General features: G+C 72.6%; 16 protein-coding genes and 2 pseudogenes. 15 read left to right on the top strand and 3 right to left on the bottom strand.

The window, feature by feature from the left end; genetic code table 11:
* Positions 1 to 82: 82 nt before the first annotated feature.
* Positions 83 to 418 (top strand): hypothetical protein, encoded by a 336-nt coding sequence (locus tag C3489_RS02565; RefSeq protein WP_103779386.1) that lies wholly within the window; start codon positions 83 to 85, stop codon positions 416 to 418.
* A gap of 136 nt (positions 419 to 554) precedes the next feature.
* Here C3489_RS02565 and C3489_RS02560 read toward each other — a convergent pair whose 3' ends face one another.
* Entirely contained in the window at positions 555 to 968 is a 414-nt protein-coding gene (locus C3489_RS02560) for a pyridoxamine 5'-phosphate oxidase family protein (protein ID WP_103779384.1), read from the bottom strand.
* A 152-nt stretch (positions 969 to 1,120) separates the two neighbouring features.
* Here C3489_RS02560 and clpB point away from each other — a divergent pair, with 152 nt between their 5' ends.
* Positions 1,121 to 3,718: an ATP-dependent chaperone ClpB gene (gene clpB, locus C3489_RS02555; RefSeq protein WP_103779382.1), complete on the top strand. Its 2,598-nt coding sequence runs from the start codon at positions 1,121 to 1,123 to the stop codon at positions 3,716 to 3,718.
* Positions 3,719 to 3,765: 47 nt separating this feature from the next.
* Here the strand turns inward: clpB and C3489_RS02550 are convergent, their stop codons facing one another.
* Complete coding sequence (locus C3489_RS02550; protein ID WP_146075263.1) at positions 3,766 to 4,230, bottom strand: hypothetical protein; 465 nt, start codon at positions 4,228 to 4,230, stop codon at positions 3,766 to 3,768.
* 140 nt (positions 4,231 to 4,370) lie between these two features.
* Between C3489_RS02550 and C3489_RS02545 the strand changes: the two are divergent.
* From C3489_RS02545 to C3489_RS02535, 3 genes and pseudogenes are all read left to right on the top strand, one after another.
* Positions 4,371 to 4,900, top strand: a pseudogene (locus C3489_RS02545) (YbjN domain-containing protein).
* A gap of 263 nt (positions 4,901 to 5,163) precedes the next feature.
* Entirely contained in the window at positions 5,164 to 5,613 is a 450-nt protein-coding gene (locus C3489_RS02540; protein ID WP_103779378.1) for a hypothetical protein, read from the top strand.
* A complete protein-coding gene (locus tag C3489_RS02535) occupies positions 5,610 to 5,954 on the top strand; it encodes a transcriptional regulator (protein WP_103779376.1) in 345 nt (114 codons plus the stop codon). The genes C3489_RS02540 and C3489_RS02535 overlap by 4 nt, the downstream gene beginning before the upstream one ends.
* 1 nt (position 5,955) lies before the next feature.
* On the opposite strand, the gene C3489_RS02530 is transcribed toward C3489_RS02535, so the two are convergent.
* Positions 5,956 to 7,152: a pyridoxal phosphate-dependent aminotransferase gene (locus C3489_RS02530; RefSeq protein WP_103779374.1), complete on the bottom strand. Its 1,197-nt coding sequence runs from the start codon at positions 7,150 to 7,152 to the stop codon at positions 5,956 to 5,958.
* Positions 7,153 to 7,321: 169 nt separating this feature from the next.
* On the opposite strand from C3489_RS02530, the gene C3489_RS02525 reads away from it, so the two are divergent.
* From C3489_RS02525 to kynU, 10 genes and pseudogenes are all read left to right on the top strand, one after another.
* Positions 7,322 to 7,663: a hypothetical protein gene (locus C3489_RS02525; RefSeq protein ID WP_181139467.1), complete on the top strand. Its 342-nt coding sequence runs from the start codon at positions 7,322 to 7,324 to the stop codon at positions 7,661 to 7,663.
* Positions 7,664 to 8,087: 424 nt separating this feature from the next.
* A complete protein-coding gene (locus C3489_RS02520; RefSeq protein WP_103779372.1) occupies positions 8,088 to 8,606 on the top strand; it encodes a DUF2617 family protein in 519 nt (172 codons plus the stop codon).
* A 74-nt stretch (positions 8,607 to 8,680) separates the two neighbouring features.
* Positions 8,681 to 10,324, top strand: a complete 1,644-nt coding sequence (locus C3489_RS02515) for a polyamine aminopropyltransferase (RefSeq protein ID WP_103779370.1) — start codon at positions 8,681 to 8,683, stop codon at positions 10,322 to 10,324.
* A 274-nt stretch (positions 10,325 to 10,598) separates the two neighbouring features.
* Positions 10,599 to 11,633 carry a carbon monoxide dehydrogenase gene (locus C3489_RS02510; protein WP_103779789.1) on the top strand — a complete coding sequence of 345 codons (1,035 nt, stop codon included), beginning with the start codon at positions 10,599 to 10,601 and terminating at the stop codon, positions 11,631 to 11,633.
* Positions 11,634 to 11,681: 48 nt separating this feature from the next.
* Complete coding sequence (locus C3489_RS02505) at positions 11,682 to 12,470, top strand: aldose epimerase (protein WP_103779368.1); 789 nt, start codon at positions 11,682 to 11,684, stop codon at positions 12,468 to 12,470.
* Positions 12,471 to 12,490: 20 nt separating this feature from the next.
* Positions 12,491 to 13,038 (top strand): annotated as a pseudogene (pyrE, locus tag C3489_RS02500) (orotate phosphoribosyltransferase).
* Between the two features lie 132 nt (positions 13,039 to 13,170).
* Entirely contained in the window at positions 13,171 to 14,193 is a 1,023-nt protein-coding gene (gene fbaA / locus C3489_RS02495; RefSeq protein ID WP_103779366.1) for a class II fructose-bisphosphate aldolase, read from the top strand.
* Positions 14,194 to 14,336: 143 nt separating this feature from the next.
* The gene (locus tag C3489_RS02490) at positions 14,337 to 14,750 is read left to right on the top strand and encodes a DUF3151 domain-containing protein (RefSeq protein WP_103779364.1); all 414 of its coding nucleotides are present in this window, start codon (positions 14,337 to 14,339) and stop codon (positions 14,748 to 14,750) included.
* Positions 14,751 to 14,896: 146 nt separating this feature from the next.
* Complete coding sequence (locus tag C3489_RS02485) at positions 14,897 to 15,736, top strand: tryptophan 2,3-dioxygenase family protein (RefSeq protein ID WP_103779363.1); 840 nt, start codon at positions 14,897 to 14,899, stop codon at positions 15,734 to 15,736.
* Positions 15,729 to 16,922, top strand: coding sequence for a kynureninase (gene kynU / locus C3489_RS02480; protein WP_103779361.1), 1,194 nt, complete (start codon positions 15,729 to 15,731; stop codon positions 16,920 to 16,922). The genes C3489_RS02485 and kynU overlap by 8 nt, the downstream gene beginning before the upstream one ends.
* The last annotated feature ends 223 nt before the right edge of the window (positions 16,923 to 17,145 follow it).

Raw genomic sequence — 17,145 nt, 5'->3', positions numbered from 1 at the left:
GACAGTGCTTGGTCGTTGGCCGCCGCCACGACGGGAAGCGGTGGCAACCCCGTGGGTACGGACGACAGTGCGTGGAGCTGACATGACTACTCCACCCGACGACCGCTCGTTCCGTCGCGAAATGGCCACCGCCTACCGATCCGGCTGGCACTTCATCGATCTCGTCACCGCCATCCCCCACAACGGTGACTCGCTGATGGTGACCGTCTTCGGTGAGCCGGTCGTCGTCACGCGGGACGAGGAAGGTGACGTGCGGGCGTACCGGTGTCTGCGGCGGCCTCGGGGGGCGCCGCAGCCAGTGAGGTGTGCCATCCGGTACGGAATGATCTTTGTGAACCTCGACCAGCGCGACCACCGGCTGTCGGAGCCGGACATCTCCGACGTGAGGACCATCTCGGCCACCCCCCGCAGTGCCTGACGCGATTCCCCCGTCGTAAAAGATCGCTCAGGTGCTTCCCCCCGCAGCGGCGTCACCGTGACCTGAACACGGTGACGCCGCTGCAGTTTGTGCGCGTGCGGTGCGCGCACGGACGGTTCGTGCGCGCGCCCGCCGCTCATCCCCGGCCCATGGCCCTCGCCAGCTCGATCTCGATCACGACCCGTGACGGGTTCGGCGACGGCACCCGCTCGTAGCGCTCGGCATAGCGCCGCTCCGCCTCCGCGATCCGCTCCGGCTCCGTGCGCACGTACGCGCGGCCCTCCAGCGTGGCCCAGCGCCGCCCCGCCACCTGGCAGACGGCGACCCGCGCGCCCTCGGCGCCGGCGGCCAGCACATGCGCCACCTTCGCGCTCGCCTTGTTGGTGATCACCCGGGCCAGCCGCGCCTCGGGGTCGTAGGTCACTCCGACGGGCACCACGTGCGGGGAGCCGTCGGGGCGCAGCGTCGTCAGGGTGCACAGGTGTCGCTCCCGCCAGAAGGCGAGATACGGCTCGTCCGGTGCGCCCGGGTCCTGGGGGTACGCGGTCATGGCACGGAACCTACCCGCAGCGGGCGCGAACCGCCGCCCTGTTGCCCTCCCCTCCGCACCTTGAGTGGAATAGACTCAACTTTGTGTACGCTGACTGAGTCAGTAAGGGGAGACGGCTGACCCCAGCACGTGGAGTGAGGAGAGAAGCGAACGTGGACGCCGAGCTGACCAACCGGAGCCGGGACGCGATCAACGCCGCCGGCAACCGGGCCGTGACCGAGGGACACCCGGACCTCACCCCTGCTCACCTGCTCCTCGCGCTGCTCCAGGGGCAGGACAACGAGAACATCGTCGATCTGCTGGCCGCCGTCGACGCCGACCAGGCCGCCGTGCGCGCCGGGGCGGAGAAGGTGCTCGCGTCCCTGCCCAGCGTGACCGGCTCGACCGTCGCGCCGCCGCAGCCCAACCGCGAGCTGCTCGCCGTGATCGCCGACGCCCAGGCCCGGGCGCAGGAGCTGGGCGACGAGTACCTGTCCACCGAGCACCTGCTCATCGGCATCGCCGCCAAGGGCGGACAGGCCGGCGAGGTGCTCACCCGGCAGGGCGCCACGGCCGGCAGGCTCCAGGAAGCGTTCCGCAAGGCGAGGGGAGGGCGTCGCGTGACCACCGCGGACCCCGAGGGGTCGTACAAGGCGCTGGAGAAGTTCGGCACCGACTTCACCGCGGCCGCCCGCGAGGGCCGGCTGGACCCGGTGATCGGGCGGGACACCGAGATCCGGCGGGTGGTGCAGGTGCTCAGCCGCCGCACCAAGAACAACCCCGTCCTCATCGGCGAGCCCGGCGTCGGCAAGACCGCCGTCGTCGAGGGCCTCGCCCAGCGGATCGTGAAGGGCGACGTGCCCGAGTCGCTGAAGGACAAGCGGCTCGTCGCGCTCGACCTGGGCGCGATGGTGGCGGGCGCGAAGTACCGGGGCGAGTTCGAGGAGCGGCTGAAGACCGTCCTGGCGGAGATCAAGGACTCCGACGGGCAGATCATCACGTTCATCGACGAGCTGCACACCGTCGTGGGCGCGGGCGCCGGCGGCGACTCCGCCATGGACGCCGGCAACATGCTCAAGCCGATGCTGGCCCGCGGCGAGCTGCGCATGGTCGGTGCCACGACCCTCGACGAGTACCGCGAGCGGATCGAGAAGGACCCCGCGCTGGAGCGGCGCTTCCAGCAGGTGCTGGTCGCCGAGCCGAGCGTCGAGGACACCATCGCCATCCTGCGCGGCCTCAAGGGCCGTTACGAGGCGCACCACAAGGTGCAGATCGCCGACAGCGCGCTGGTGGCCGCGGCGACCCTGTCCGACCGGTACATCACCTCCCGCTTCCTGCCGGACAAGGCCATCGACCTCGTCGACGAGGCGGCCTCCCGCCTGCGCATGGAGATCGACTCCTCCCCGGTCGAGATCGACGAGCTCCAGCGCGCCGTCGACCGGCTGAAGATGGAGGAGCTGGCGCTGAGCAAGGAGACCGACGCGGCCTCCCGCGAGCGCCTGGACAAGCTGCGCCGCGACCTCGCCGACAAGGAGGAGGAGCTGCGGGGCCTGACCGCCCGCTGGGAGAAGGAGAAGCAGTCCCTCAACCGGGTCGGTGAGCTGAAGGAGAGGCTGGACGACCTGCGCGGGCAGGCCGAACGCGCCCAGCGCGACGGCGACTTCGACACCGCCTCCAAGCTGCTGTACGGCGAGATCCCGGCGCTGGAGAAGGAGCTGGAGGCCGCCTCCGAGGCCGAGGAGGAGGCCGCCCGGGACACCATGGTCAAGGAGGAGGTCGGCTCCGACGACATCGCCGACGTCGTCGCCTCCTGGACCGGCATCCCGGCCGGCCGCCTGCTGGAGGGCGAGACGCAGAAGCTGCTGCGCATGGAGGACGAGATCGGCAAGCGGCTCATCGGCCAGAGCGAGGCGGTGCGGGCCGTGTCGGACGCGGTGCGGCGCTCGCGCGCGGGCATCGCCGACCCGGACCGGCCCACCGGCTCCTTCCTCTTCCTCGGCCCGACCGGCGTCGGCAAGACCGAACTGGCCAAGGCGCTCGCCGACTTCCTCTTCGACGACGAGCGGGCGATGGTCCGCATCGACATGTCGGAGTACGGCGAGAAGCACAGCGTGGCCCGGCTGGTCGGTGCGCCTCCCGGCTACGTCGGCTACGAGGAGGGCGGCCAGCTGACCGAGGCCGTGCGGCGGCGGCCGTACAGCGTGGTGCTGCTGGACGAGGTGGAGAAGGCGCACCCGGAGGTCTTCGACGTCCTGCTGCAGGTGCTGGACGACGGCCGGCTGACGGACGGTCAGGGCCGTACGGTCGACTTCCGCAACACCATCCTGGTGCTGACGTCCAACCTGGGCAGCCAGTTCCTGATGGACCCGCTGACCAGTGAGGCGGAGAAGAAGGAGCAGGTGCTGGAGGTCGTACGCGCCTCTTTCAAGCCGGAGTTCCTCAACCGCCTCGACGACCTGGTGGTCTTCTCCGCGCTGACCAAGGAGGAGCTGAGCCGGATCGCCGAGCTGCAGATCGGCCGGCTGGCCAGGCGGCTCGCCGAGCGGCGCCTCACCCTGGACGTCACGCCCGAGGCGCTGGCCTGGCTCGCCGACGAGGGCATGGACCCGGCCTACGGCGCGCGTCCGCTGCGCCGGCTGGTGCAGAGCGCGATCGGCGACCGGCTCGCGAAGGAGATCCTCTCCGGCGAGATCAAGGACGGCGACACGGTCCGCGTGGACCGCTTCGGCGACGGGCTGCTGGTGGGCCCGGCGACCGGCAAGACGCTCTGACGTGCCGGTTCACCGTGTGACACGGCCGGTGACACGACCGGTCCGTGTCACACGGTGAACGCCGAGAAACGAACCTGTGCGGTGCCCGCGCTCTCGTAGGTCACGTCGACCGTCACGGCGTTCGCCCCGGCACCGGCGGGCGGCGGGTGGGCGTCGCTGTCCAGACGCAGACACAGATCCGCGCCCTCGGCACAGAACTCCGTCCGCGACTGCTGCCCGGGGTAGGTGCGCGACAGCCAGTCCGCGACACCGGCCCGTGGCATGCGGAAGCTGACCCGGTAGTCGGTGTCCAGCCAGGTCTGCACCGTGCAGTCGGTGTCGTACGCGCCGTCGGGCAGGGCGGCCCCGCCGAAGGCCAGGGCCTCGTCGCACGAGACCTGCTCAGGGGCTCCGCCCAGCGGATAGTCGCTGGTCATGAACCGCACCACCGCCACGCCCAGCCAGATCAGAAGCAGCGTGGGCAGGGCCGCGACCGCCGCCACCAGTCCCCACCGGTTCCCTCTTCGGGTCATGCCGTTCCCCTCCCGTTCGCGGTGCTCTCGCCCGACCGGCCGGATCATGTCAGCCCAGGGCTGACAGGCCCCGGCGGGGCTTGCCACCCCCCTCCCCCTCTGAGGGAGGATGGCGGGATCCGTACGAAGGGAAATTCACGGTGACCATCGACCCGTCCTCGATTCCGAACTTCGGGGGCCAGCCCCAGCCGCAGCCCCAAGGACCGGCGGGCCCCGTCGTCCCGGATCAGGACCTCGTGAAGCAGCTCCTGGAACAGATGGAGCTCAAGTACGTCGTCGACGACGAGGGTGACCTCGCGGCGCCGTGGGAGCAGTTCCGTACGTACTTCATGTTCCGCGGCAGGGTGACCAGCAGGTCTTCTCGGTGCGGACGTTCTACGACCGCCCCCACAAGATCGACGAGAAGCCCCAGCTGCTGGAGTCCGTCGACGACTGGAACCGCCGCACCCTGTGGCCCAAGGTCTACACCCACACCCACGACGACGGCACCGTCCGCCTCATCGGCGAGGCGCAGATGCTGATCGGCATGGGCGTGAGCCTGGAGCACTTCGTCTCCTCGACGGTCAGCTGGGTACGGGCCGCGATCGAGTTCGACCGCTGGCTCGTGGAGCAGCTGGGCCTGGAGCAGGAGATCAACGACGCCGACCGGCCCGAGGAGGGCGACGAGTAGAGCGCGTCCAGCGCAGGCGAACGACAGCCCGGTCAGGGCCGCGGCCACCACGGCCGCGAGCCGGGACCGGGCTGTCGCCGTGTGTGCCGGGGGTCCGGCGATGTCTGTCCACAGCCTGTGGAAAGTTCAGGGCCGTGGGCGGGCCGGTGTCAGGCTGGCCGCCGTCCGTTCGAGGGAAAGTACTTGCCGGTGTGGAAAGTAATTTCCTAGAGTGGGAGCCACGGGGGCGGCCGACCACCGCCCCGCACCACGGGGAGGACCACATGACTCACGGCACCGACCAGCCGTACGACCAGCACGCCGCCGCCGCGGCCCTGCACACCGCGCGTGACGCCCAGGCCGCCGCCCGGTCCGCGCAGCGCACACCGCGCGGCTATGTGATCGCTCAAGGAGTGGCCTGCGCCGTCGAGTTCGGCGCCTTCGGGCTCGCCGCGCGGTACGAGCGGTGGTCGGGGCCGCTGCTGGCGCTCGGCATCGCCGGTTGCGTCGCCTTCATGGCCCTGATGTGGGCGGGCGTCCGGCACAGCGGGAGCGTGCCCTGGCCCCGGCGGGAGGGGCGGCCGGCCTGGCGCGTCCTGGTGCCGCCGGCCGCGACGATCGCCGCGGGCGGCCTGGCCGCGGTTCCCTACGGCCTGCCCGGCGCGCTGGTGGTCTTCGGCGTCGTCTGCGCCGTGGACCTCGGGCGGCGCGTCATACGAACGGAGCACGCGTGACCGACACCCCGCCGCCCGCCCTGGACCGGGAGCTGCAGCACCCCACCCGGCTGGCGCTCGTCGCCTATCTCTCCTCCTGCACGGAGGCCGAGTTCGGGGTGGTGCGGGACTACTGCGGCATCTCCGACTCCGTCACCAGCAAGACCGTCTCCGCGCTGGAGAAGCTCGGCCATGTGCGGGTCCGCAAGGGGTACGTCGGCAAGCGGCCGCGCACCTGGCTCGCGCTCACCCCCAAGGGACGGCGGGCGTTCGAGGCGCACCTCGCCGCGCTGGAGGACATCGTCGCCGCCGCCCGGCGCGCGGGCGCCGAGCAGCAGCGAGAGCAGGAGCGGCAGGGGTGACTCAGCCGGCCGACGCCTTCAGCCGCTGTGCCGCCTCCTGGAGCACCTCGGTGCGCTTGCAGAACGCGAACCGCACGAAGGGCGCACCGGCCTCGCGGTGGTCGTAGAAGACGGCGTTCGGGATCGCGACCACGCCGGCCCGTTCGGGCAGCGCGCGGCAGAAGGCGAAGCCGTCGTCGAAGCCGAGCGGGCGGATGTCGGTGGTGAGGAAGTAGGTGCCGGCCGTCCGGAACACCCCGAAGCCCGCCTCCGTAAGGCCCGCCGCCAGCAGGTCCCGCTTGGCCCGCAGATCCTCGCGCAGCGCCGTGAAGTAGGACTCCGGCAGGTTCAGCGCCTCGGCGACGGCGTACTGGAAGGGCCCGGCGGAGACGTACGTGAGGAACTGCTTCGCCGAGCGCACCGCGGCGACCAGCGCCGGCGCCGCGGTCACCCAGCCGACCTTCCAGCCCGTGAAGGAGAACGTCTTCCCGCTCGAACCGATGGTCACGGTCCGCTCCCGCATTCCCGGCAGGGTCGCCAGCGGCACGTGCTCGGCGCCGTCGAAGACCAGGTGCTCGTACACCTCGTCGGTCACCACCAGCAGATCCCGCTCGACGGCCAGCTCGGCGATCGCGGTCAGCTCCTCGCGGGTGAGGACGGTGCCCGTCGGGTTGTGCGGGGTGTTGATCAGCAGCAGCCGGGTGCGGTCGGTGACGGCGTCGCGCAGCTCGTCGAGGTCGAGGCGGAAGGCGCCCTGGTCGAGGTGCGGGCGCAGCGTGACCGGCACGCGGGTGCCGCCGGCCATCGCGATGCAGGCCGCGTAGGAGTCGTAGTACGGCTCCAGCGCCACCACCTCGTCACCGGGCTCGACCAGGGCCAGCAGGGCGGCCGCGATGGCCTCGGTGGCACCCGCGGTGACCAGCACCTCGGTGTCCGGGTCGAAGGTCAGGCCGTAGCGGCGCCGCTGGTGGGCGACGATCGCCGTGCGCAGCTCGGGGACGCCGGGGCCCGGCGGGTACTGGTTGCCGCGGCCGTCGCGCAGCGCGCGCACCGCGGCCTCGCGGACCTCCTCGGGGCCGTCGGTGTCGGGGAAGCCCTGACCGAGGTTGATGGACCCGGTGCTCAGGGCCAGGGCGGACATCTCGGCGAAGATCGTCGTCCCGAACTCGGCGAGCCTTCGGTTCAGCAGGGGGCGGGCGCTGGAGGTCATGCGGGCCATCCTGCGCCGAAGCTCTGGAGTTCCTCAACTCTGCTTTGACCCGCCGGGCCGGCGGGAATTCCCCGTGCACACCAAGAGCGGGGCGGCCGACGGGGGACGTCTCGCCGGGCCGGTCCGGGCGCGGCGCCCGGTGCGGGTCCACGGGGGACAACGGAAGGAGGGTGACGCCGTGAACGTCTTCTTCGGCTTCATCCTGGCACTGATCGCGTTCGGCGCGGTGATCGCCGCGGTGATGAGCGCGGTGCGGGGCAGCCGGCGGCCCGTCCGCCACCGCGGCCGCGGGGGCGCCACCGGCTCGGCCGCCGCCGGCAGCAGCTGGTGGGCCGGCGGGGGTGACGCCGGTGCGTCCTCGTGCGGCTCGTCCTCGGGCCATCACTCCGGCGGCCACCACTCCGGTGGCCACGGGCACTCCTGCGGGGGAGGCCACTCCTCCTGCGGCGGCGGTTCGTCCTGCGGAGGCGGGTCGTCCTGCGGAGGGGGCGGGGGCGGATGCGGGGGAGGCGGCGGCTGACACGGGGCAGCCGGGTCTCGAACAGGGGAACCGCATCCGCGCCGCGGGGTCCGGGCCTGGGCCGGGCCCCGCGGCAGCCACGGCGACAGGTGTCGCGGTCGCGGCAGGCGCTGCGACACATGTGCGGTCGCGGGAGGCGCTGCGACACACGTTTGACGCGCGGGCGTACGCCCCACGGGGGTGGGCGTACGCCGTGGTTGAACAGTTGAGCGCTGCAGCCCTCTGAGGGATGGAAACCCTACGAACTTGGGTAAAAACGCTGTGGCGGCCCCACAGTTCATGATTCCCTCTAAATCACCACCCCAGCCCCGAGGACGTCTCGCGCGGACGCCTGCCCGCCGGGCTGACCGGGCCGAACCCCCGGTGTCGACCGGGGTGTGACGGACCAACGCCCCATTTCTTTGCGTGCTTGCGGAGCCGATCCATGCTCACGACCCTGAAGACCTCCTACACCGACACGCGAGCGGCCGACCTCGCCTGGGCCCTGGGACGGGAGCCGCTGCCCGCACTGGCCACGCTCGACCTGCAACTGCCCGCCGCCACCATGCAGTTGAGACTGCTCGGCGCCTCCCACCAGGTGCTCCTGGAGGAGGAACGGGGCGTGTGCTCGGAGACGGTGGCCTGCATCCCGGGCAGCAGTACACCCCTGCCGCTCGGCGTCGCCAAACGCATCGGCGACTGGGAGTACGAGTTCGCCGCCCGCGTCGAGGTGCTCTCCCCGGGCTCCTTCGCCGGACGCGCCCAGGAACTGCTGGCCCTGGTCTCCGACCACCCCAACGGCCTGGTCGGTGTCTTCCCGGGCAGCCCGCACGCCTTCACCGCGCTGCTGGCGCAGGCCCACGAGGGCCACGTCCACTGGCGCACCTGGCACGCCTACCCGCAGGACGGCCAGCTGGTGGCCACCCGCACCCGCGTCGGCACCCGGGTACCGGCCGCCGCCTAGGCAAACCCGCGACCCACCAACACCACACGTGTGGGTGACGAAGCGTCCCGTACCTCTGACGTAACGTCACGTACGTGATCGAACCGCACGCCCCGGCCCCGCCCGGCGCACCTCCGCCCTGGGGCTGCGCCGCACGGCTGCCCGTCCGCCCGGGCACCGGCCGGTTCCTGGTCCTCGCCGGTGTCTTCGTCTGCGCCGCCTGCGGACTGGTGTACGAACTCGAACTGGTCGCCCTCGCCTCGTACCTGATCGGCGACTCGGTCACCCAGGCTTCGGTCGTGCTGTCGGTCATGGTGTTCGCCATGGGCATCGGCTCGCTCGCCGCCAAACGGCTGCGCCGGCACGCCGCCATCGGCTTCGCCGCGCTGGAGGCCGCCCTCGCCCTGGTCGGAGGCTGCAGCGCGCTCGCCCTGTACGCCGTGTTCGCCTGGACCGGCTCCTGGGGCGGGGTGTGGGCGAGCGGTCCGCGCTGTCTGCTGGTCGCCTTCTCGCTCGCCATCGGGCTGCTGATCGGCGCCGAGGTGCCGCTGCTGATGGAGCTGATCCAGCGCATCCGCCGCCAGGACGCGGGCGGCGCGGTGGCCGACCTGTTCGCCGCGGACTACGTCGGCGCGCTCGTCGGCGGCCTCGCCTTCCCCTTCCTGCTGCTGCCGCTGCTGGGCCAGCTGACCAGCTCCCTGCTCACCGGCGCGGTCAACGTCGTCGCCGGCGGCGCCCTGGTCCTCGGCCTGTTCCGCCGCGATCTGAGCCGCCGCGCCCGGCGGGTGCTGCTCGCCGTCGGACTCGTCGTGCTCGGCGTGCTCGGTTTCGCCGCGGCCGAGGTGGACGACTTCGAGCGGGCCGCACGGCACGCCGTCTACGGCGACGGGGTGCGCGTAGCCGTGCAGAGCGGGGTCCAGGAGATCGTCCTGACCGGCGGCACCGAGGGCCGCCCCCTCGACCTCTTCCTCGACGGCCGGCTCCGCGTCGGCGGCCGCGACGAGCGCCGCTACCACGAGGCCCTGGTCCACCCCGCCATGGCCGGGCCGCACGCGCGCGTGCTGATCCTCGGCGGCGGCGACGGACTGGCCGCCCGCGAGGTGCTGCGCCACCCGGACGTGCGGTGGGCCCGGATCGTCGAACTGGACCCCGAGGTGGTCGGTCTCGCCCGCACCGACCCGGCCCTGTCCCGGCTCAACGACCACGTCTACGGCGACCCGCGCCTCGCCGTCACCACCGCCGACGCCTTCGGCTGGCTGCGCACCGCGCCCCCACGGTCGTACGACGTGGTGATCGTGGATCTGCCGGACCCGGGCATCACCGCCTCCACCAAGCTGTACTCGCAGGAGTTCTACGGGCTGGCCCGGCGCGTCCTCGCCCCCGGCGGGCGGCTTGTCGTGCACGCCGGGCCGGTGGCCTCCCGGCCGCGCGTGTTCTGGACCGTCGAGTCGACCCTGCGCGCCGCCGGGCTGCGCACCGCGCCCTACCGGGTCGCCGGCCGCGCCGCCGGGTTCACCGGCGGTCCCGACCGCACGGCCGGAACGTTCCGCCCGCCGCGCGACTGGGGCTTCGTGCTGGCCGCCGCCGACCGCGCGCCCGAGCTGCGCCTCACGTCCCACGGCCCGCGCCCGGCCACCCTGACCCCGGCCGCTCTCGCCGCCGACGCACGCGCCGCGGCCGCCACCCGGCTGCCGGACCTGCCGCCGTCCACGCTGGTCCACCCCCGCTACGCGCACTGAGGCGGGCGCACGCGAGGGCGGCCCGCCTCTCCCCCAAGAGACGGGCCGCATCGATCCCCCCGGTCGGGTCGCTCGCCCCCCGGTCGGGTCGCTCGCCACCGAACCTACGGGGGCGGGCCGCCGAGCCGAATCCCGCGGGCGGCGGATCTTGGGGACAACCCACGTGGTAGCCGTGCGGTTCGTGCAACTTCGGCGGTAGTCCACAAGGCTGAGGCCCCTGAGATGCGGGCGAGTGGGGGTGCAGTTCGCCGACTGCTGGGTAGGCTCCGTCGACATGGAGCATGAGGTGTTCGTTCCGGTCCCCGCACCACGGCTTCGGGCGGCGCTGGCCGACCCCGCGCGGATCGCCCGGGCGGTGCCCGGCCTCCAGCGCGACGCCGGGGCGGACGCAGGGACGGAGACCGCCGCGGACGCCGGGGCGGAGACCGGCCGGAAAGGCGGCGCGGACATCGCCGGGCGGCTCAAGCTGCGCGTCGGCAGCCACTCCGTCACCTATCGCGGCACCCTGCGGGTGACCGGCCGCGACGACGGCACCTGCGCGGTCGAGGGCGAGGCCACCGAGGCGCGCGGCACCGGCACCGTCAAGCTCGCGCTCACCGTCCGGGCCGCCGACGCCGAGGGCGGCACCACGCTCACCTTCGACGGCACCGCCACGGCCGACGGACGGATCACGGAACGCCCGCACCAGGAGGTCGGCGCGGCCCTCACCCGCCTGCTGACCCGCTTCGCGGAACAGCTGGGCGAGGAGGCACCGGAGGTCGTTCCCGAGTCGCCCGAGCAGCTGTCCGCCGGGGCGTTCGAGCCGGCCGCGACCAGCGACTTCGACACCTCGCCTGACGCGGACGACGCCCCGGCCCCGTCCGTCTTCGACGTCGAGGTCCCGCCGCCGTCCCTGGACCCGCGCTCGGACGAGGACGAGGACGACGACGTGGACGACGACGAGGGCGAGGGCGAGGACGACGAGCCGCCCGCCGGGGCCGAGGACGCGTCCGCCGGGTCCGGGCAGGCACCCGCCGGTGCCGGGGAGGCCCTCACAGGCGCCGGGGAGACCCCCGCAGCGGCCGGGGAGGCGCCCGCGGACTTCGCCGACGCCGGCCGTCCGCCCGCCGAGGCCGCCCACGCCCGCCGGACCATGATCGGCCGCAGCGCCGAGGAGGTCGACCACGCCCCGCCGCGCGGACGCTACGCCCCCGTCCCGGCCCCGCAGCCGGCGTCGGCCGCGTCCACCCTGCGCTGGGTGGCCCCGGCCGCGGTCGCGGTGGTCGCGTCGGCGATCGTGGTCGGCCGGGTCCTGCGCAGACGGCGCTGATCGCCCGCCGCCCGCCCCCGGCACGGCCCACCCCAGTACTGTCGTCCCGTGAGTAACGAAGACATCACGTTGAGCGCCGGTGACGCGCAGGCCGTCGTACGGCCCGGTCACGGCGGGCGGATCGGATCCCTGCGGGTGGGCGGCGTGGAGCTGCTGCGCCAGGGGGACCGCTACGGCTGCTTCCCGATGGTGCCCTGGTGCGGCCGTATCCGCGAGGGCCGCTTCCGTGACGGCGCCACCGTCCACCAGATGCCGCTGAACTCCCCGCCGCACGCCATCCACGGCACCGCCCGCGACGCCGCCTGGACCACCGCGCGCACCTTGGCCGACGAGGCCGTCCTGACGTACGACCTGGTCGAGCCCTGGCCCTACCGCGGCCGGGTCACCCAGGTGGTCTCCCTCGCCCCGGACGCGCTGACGCTGACCATGTCGATCGAGACGTACGACGACTCCTTCCCGGCGCAGATCGGCTGGCACCCCTGGTTCCACCGGAACCTGGGCGAGCAGGACGTCGAGCTGGACTTCACGCCCGCCTGGCAGGAGGAGCGGGGCGAGGACCACCTGCCCACCGGCAACCGGATCGAGCCGAAGCCCGGCCCCTGGGACGACTGCTTCGGCATGCCCGGCGGCGTCGACGTCACCCTCACCTGGCCGGGACAGCTCCAGCTGAAGGTGGCGAGCCGCGAGGAGTGGGTCGTCGTCTACGACGAGCAGGCCGAGGCCGTGTGCGTGGAGCCGCAGACCGGCCCGCCGAACGGGCTGAACACCGCCCCGCGCCTGGTCACGCCCCTGGAGCCGCTGGAGGCCGCGACCACCTGGAGCTGGCGGCGCCTTTGAGCGCATTTAAGCTGGTCGGCATGACGGACGTTCGCGCGGCGCTGCTGCAGCAGATCAAGGACAAGGCCGTGGTGCACGGCAAGGTGACCCTCTCCTCGGGTCTGGAGGCCGACTACTACGTCGACCTGCGCCGCATCACCCTCGACGGCGAGGCGGCCCCGCTGGTCGGCCAGGTGCTGCTGGACCTGACCGCCGACCTGGACTTCGACGCGGTCGGCGGCCTGACCATGGGCGCCGACCCGGTCGCGGCCGCCATGCTGCACGCCGCCGCCGCACGCGGGAGGAAGCTGGACGCCTTCGTCGTCCGCAAGGCCGCCAAGGCGCACGGGCTGCAGCGCCGGGTCAGGGGCCGGACATCGCGGGCCGCCGCGTCCTCGTCGTCGAGGACACCTCCACCACCGGCGGCTCCCCGCTCACCGCCGTCGAGGCCGTGCGCGAGGCCGGCGCGGAGGTCGTCGCCGTCGCCACGATCGTCGACCGGGCGACCGGCGCGGCGGAGAAGATCCAGGAGGGCGCGGGGGTGCCGTACCTGTACGCCTTCGCCAAGGACGAGCTGGGCCTCGACTGACCGCCCCCTGGACCGTGCCTGGACCTTCCGGCGGAGTCTGGGAAGATGGGGCCGACGATGACGTCGCCCCCAAGGTCTAGGTCAGGGCCGTAACGCACCACACGCCCACCCGCACATACAAGGAGCGGACAGATGCCCATCGCAACCCCCGAGGTCTACAACGAGATGCTCGACCGGGCGAAGGCAGGCAAGTTCGCCTACCCGGCCATCAACGTGACCTCCTCCCAGACCCTGCACGCGGCGCTGCGCGGCTTCGCGGAGGCGGAGAGCGACGGCATCGTCCAGATCTCCACGGGTGGCGCCGAGTTCCTGGGCGGCCAGCACAACAAGGACATGGTCACCGGCGCGGTCGCCCTGGCCGAGTTCGCGCACATCGTCGCCGAGAAGTACGACGTCAACATCGCCCTGCACACCGACCACTGCCCGAAGGACAAGCTCGACGGGTACGTGCGTCCGCTGCTGGCGCTGTCGAAGAAGCGCGTCGACGCCGGTCTGAACCCGCTGTTCCAGTCCCACATGTGGGACGGCTCGGCCGAGACCCTCGCCGACAACCTGGCCATCGCGCAGGAGCTGCTGGAGCAGGCCCGCGCCGCCAAGATCATCCTTGAGGTCGAGATCACCCCGACCGGCGGTGAGGAGGACGGCGTCTCGCACGAGATCAACGACTCCCTGTACACCACGGTCGACGACGCCCTGCGCACCGCGGAGGCCCTGGGCCTGGGCGAGAAGGGCCGCTACCTGCTCGCCGCGTCCTTCGGCAACGTCCACGGCGTGTACAAGCCGGGCAACGTCGTGCTCCGTCCCGAGCTGCTCAAGGAGCTGAACGAGGGCGTCGCCGCGAAGTACGGCAAGGCCTCCCCGTTCGACTTCGTCTTCCACGGCGGCTCCGGCTCCTCCGAGGAGGAGATCCTGACCGCGCTGGAGAACGGTGTGGTCAAGATGAACATCGACACGGACACCCAGTACGCCTTCACGCGTCCGGTGGCCGCGCACATGTTCACCAACTACGACGGCGTCCTGAAGGTCGACGGCGAGGTCGGCAACAAGAAGACCTACGACCCGCGCACCTGGGGCAAGCTCGCCGAGGCGGGCATGGCCGCGCGCGTCGTCGAGGCGTGCAACAACCTGCGGTCCACCGGGACGAAGATCAAGTAACGCGTCCGCGTGCGACGCCCGTCCCACCTCTGCCGGGTGGGGCGGGCGTTCGTGCGTCTGCCCGTGGGTCTCCCGTGGGCGGGCCGGCCTGTGTCTCCGGTGGGGTGGGGCGGGGGGTTTCGGGGGGCGGGGATACTGGCCCCATGGCCATTCACGAGAACCTTCTCGGGGGTCCGCCCCCGACCCACCTGCCCGACGACCCGGAGCCGCGCGAGCTCCTCGCCAAGGGCACCCCGCCCGCCGAGGTCGCCGCGCGGTACCCGGCGTCCTCGCTCGCCTGGGCCCAGCTGGCCGACGACGCCTTCGAGCGGGGCGCGGCCGTGGAGTCGTACGCGTACGCCCGTACGGGCTACCACCGCGGCCTGGACGCGCTGCGCCGCAACGGGTGGAAGGGCCACGGCCCGGTGCCCTGGGAGCACGAGCCGAACCGCGGCTTCCTGCGGGCCCTGCACGGCCTCGCCCGGGCCGCGCAGGCGATCGGCGAGGAGGAGGAGTACGAGCGCTGCTCGCAGTTCCTGAAGGACTCCTCGCCCACGGCCGCCCAGACCCTGGGCTGAGCACGCGGTGTGATGTGGCCCGCCCGGGGACGGGCGGGCCTTGCCGTATCCGGAGTGATTGCGGAGGATGCGGGTGGGGACCGGGGCCCCCGTGCCGGTAACGGCAGGGGCGGACCGCTACCCGGAGTGCACAACAGGAGACAGCGATGTCCCACGAGGCTCCCGAACCTGACGAGCTTCAGACCCCGCATCTCGACTTCGAGGGCACGACGCCGTACGAGGACTACGTCAAGGCGGATGTGCTCACCCACCTCCAGCACACCCTCTCCGACGATCCCGGAGAGATGGTCTTCCTGGTCACGACCCAGGTGATGGAGCTGTGGTTCACGGTCATCGTCCACGAGTGGGAGACGGCCGCGCGCGCCCTGCGCGAGGACAGGGTGCCGGTAGCGATCGATGCGCTGAAACGATCCGTCCGCGAGCTGGAGGCGCTGAACGCCTCCTGGAGGCCGCTGAGCGGGCTCACCCCGCAGCAGTTCAACTCCTACCGGTCCGCGCTCGGCGAGGGCTCCGGCTTCCAGTCGGCGATGTACCGGCGGCTGGAGTTCCTGCTCGGTGAGAAGTCCGCGTCCATGCTGGTGCCGCACCGCGGGGCGCCCCGCGTCCACGCGGAACTGGAGAAGGCGCTGCACGAGCCCTCGCTGTACGACGAGGTGGTGCGGCTGCTCGCCCGGCGCGGGTACGCGATCCCGGCGTCGGTGCTCGGACGGGACGTGTCCCGCCGGTACGAGCCGTCCGACGCCGTCGAGGCCGCCTGGGCGGAGGTCTACTCCGGCGACCAGAACGGTGAACTCGCCCGGCTGGGCGAGGCGTTGACGGATGTCGCCGAGCTGGTGTGGCGCTGGCGCAACGACCATCTGTCGGCCACGCGCCGCGCCATGGGCGCCAAGCAGGGCACCGGTGGTTCGGCCGGTGTGGCGTGGCTGGAGAAGCGGGCGCGGAACAACGTGTTCCCCGAGCTGTGGACGGCGAGGTCCCATGTCTGAGCGGGCGGAGCTGGTGGAGCGGGCGGAGAAGCTGGACGCCGCCGATGAACTGGCGGGCGTTCGTTCGCGGTTCGTGCTGGACGACGTCGTGTACCTCGACGGCAACTCGCTGGGCGCGCTGCCCGTGGGGGTGCCCGGCCGGGTCGAGGACGTCGTGCGCCGGCAGTGGGGCGAGCTGCGCATCCGGTCCTGGGAGGAGAGCGGCTGGTGGACGGCGCCCGAGCGGATCGGTGACCGGATCGCTCCGCTGGTCGGGGCGGCGGCGGGGCAGATCGTGGTGGGCGACTCCACCAGCGTGAACGTGTTCAAGGCGCTGGTGGGGGCGGTGCGGCTGGCCGGGGAGGGGCGGGACGAGATACTCGTCGACGCGACGACCTTCCCGACGGACGGCTATATCGCCGAGTCGGCGGCGCGGCTGACGGGGTGCACGCTGCGGGCGGTGGCCCCGGCGGAGGTGCCGTCCGCGCTGTCCTCGCGTACGGCGGCGGTGCTGCTGAACCATGTCGACTACCGGTCGGGGCGGCTGCACGATCTGCCGTCGCTGACGTCCGCGATCCATGCGGTGGGGGCGGTGGCGGTGTGGGACCTGTGCCACAGCGCGGGTGCGCTGCCGGTGGGGCTGGACGAGCACGGGGTCGATCTGGCGGTCGGCTGCACGTACAAGTACCTGAACGGCGGGCCTGGTTCACCGGCGTACCTGTACGTGCGCCGTTCGCTCCAGGACCGGTTCGACTCCCCGCTGCCGGGGTGGAACTCGCACGCCGAGCCCTTCGGGATGCGTTCCGACTACGCCCCGGCGCCGGGGGCGCTGCGGGGGCGTGTGGGTACGCCGGACATCCTGTCGATGCTGGCGCTGGAGGCGGCGCTGGATGTGTGGGACGGGGTGTCGATCGAGGCGGTGCGGGCGAAGTCGCTGGCGTTGACGGACTTCTTCCTGGAGTGCGTTGCGCGGTACGTCGGTGAGGGCCGGGTGTCCTCTTTGACTCCGGTGGCGCATGAGGAGCGGGGCAGTCAGGTCGCGCTGCGGTGCGAGGACGCCGGGGACGTGATGAAGCGGCTGATCTCGCGGGGGGTGGTGGGTGACTTCCGCGCCCCCGACGTGCTGCGGTTCGGCTTCACGCCGCTGTATGTGGGGTTCGCGGATGTGGAGCGGGCGGGGAGGGTGCTGGGGGAGGTGCTGGGGTAGTTCGGGGGCGGTTGCGTTGTGGTTGCTCGCGGGTGCCTGCGGCGGCCTGTTGCGGGTGCGCTGTGGCTGGTCGCGCAGTTCCCCGCGCCCCTTGAATGCCTGCGGCGGCCCGTTACCGTCCGGTGGTCGGCTGATGTAGCGCCTTCTGTCCGGTGGGTGGGTCGGGGCCGGGGCGGGGGGTATCCGTCCTCGGTCCGGCCCACTGTCTCCGACGCGGTGAGGG

It is taken from the genome of Streptomyces sp. Ru71, from assembly GCF_002920535.1.
Classification (GTDB): domain Bacteria; phylum Actinomycetota; class Actinomycetes; order Streptomycetales; family Streptomycetaceae; genus Streptomyces.
This window is presented reverse-complemented; position numbering and strand designations above follow the sequence as displayed.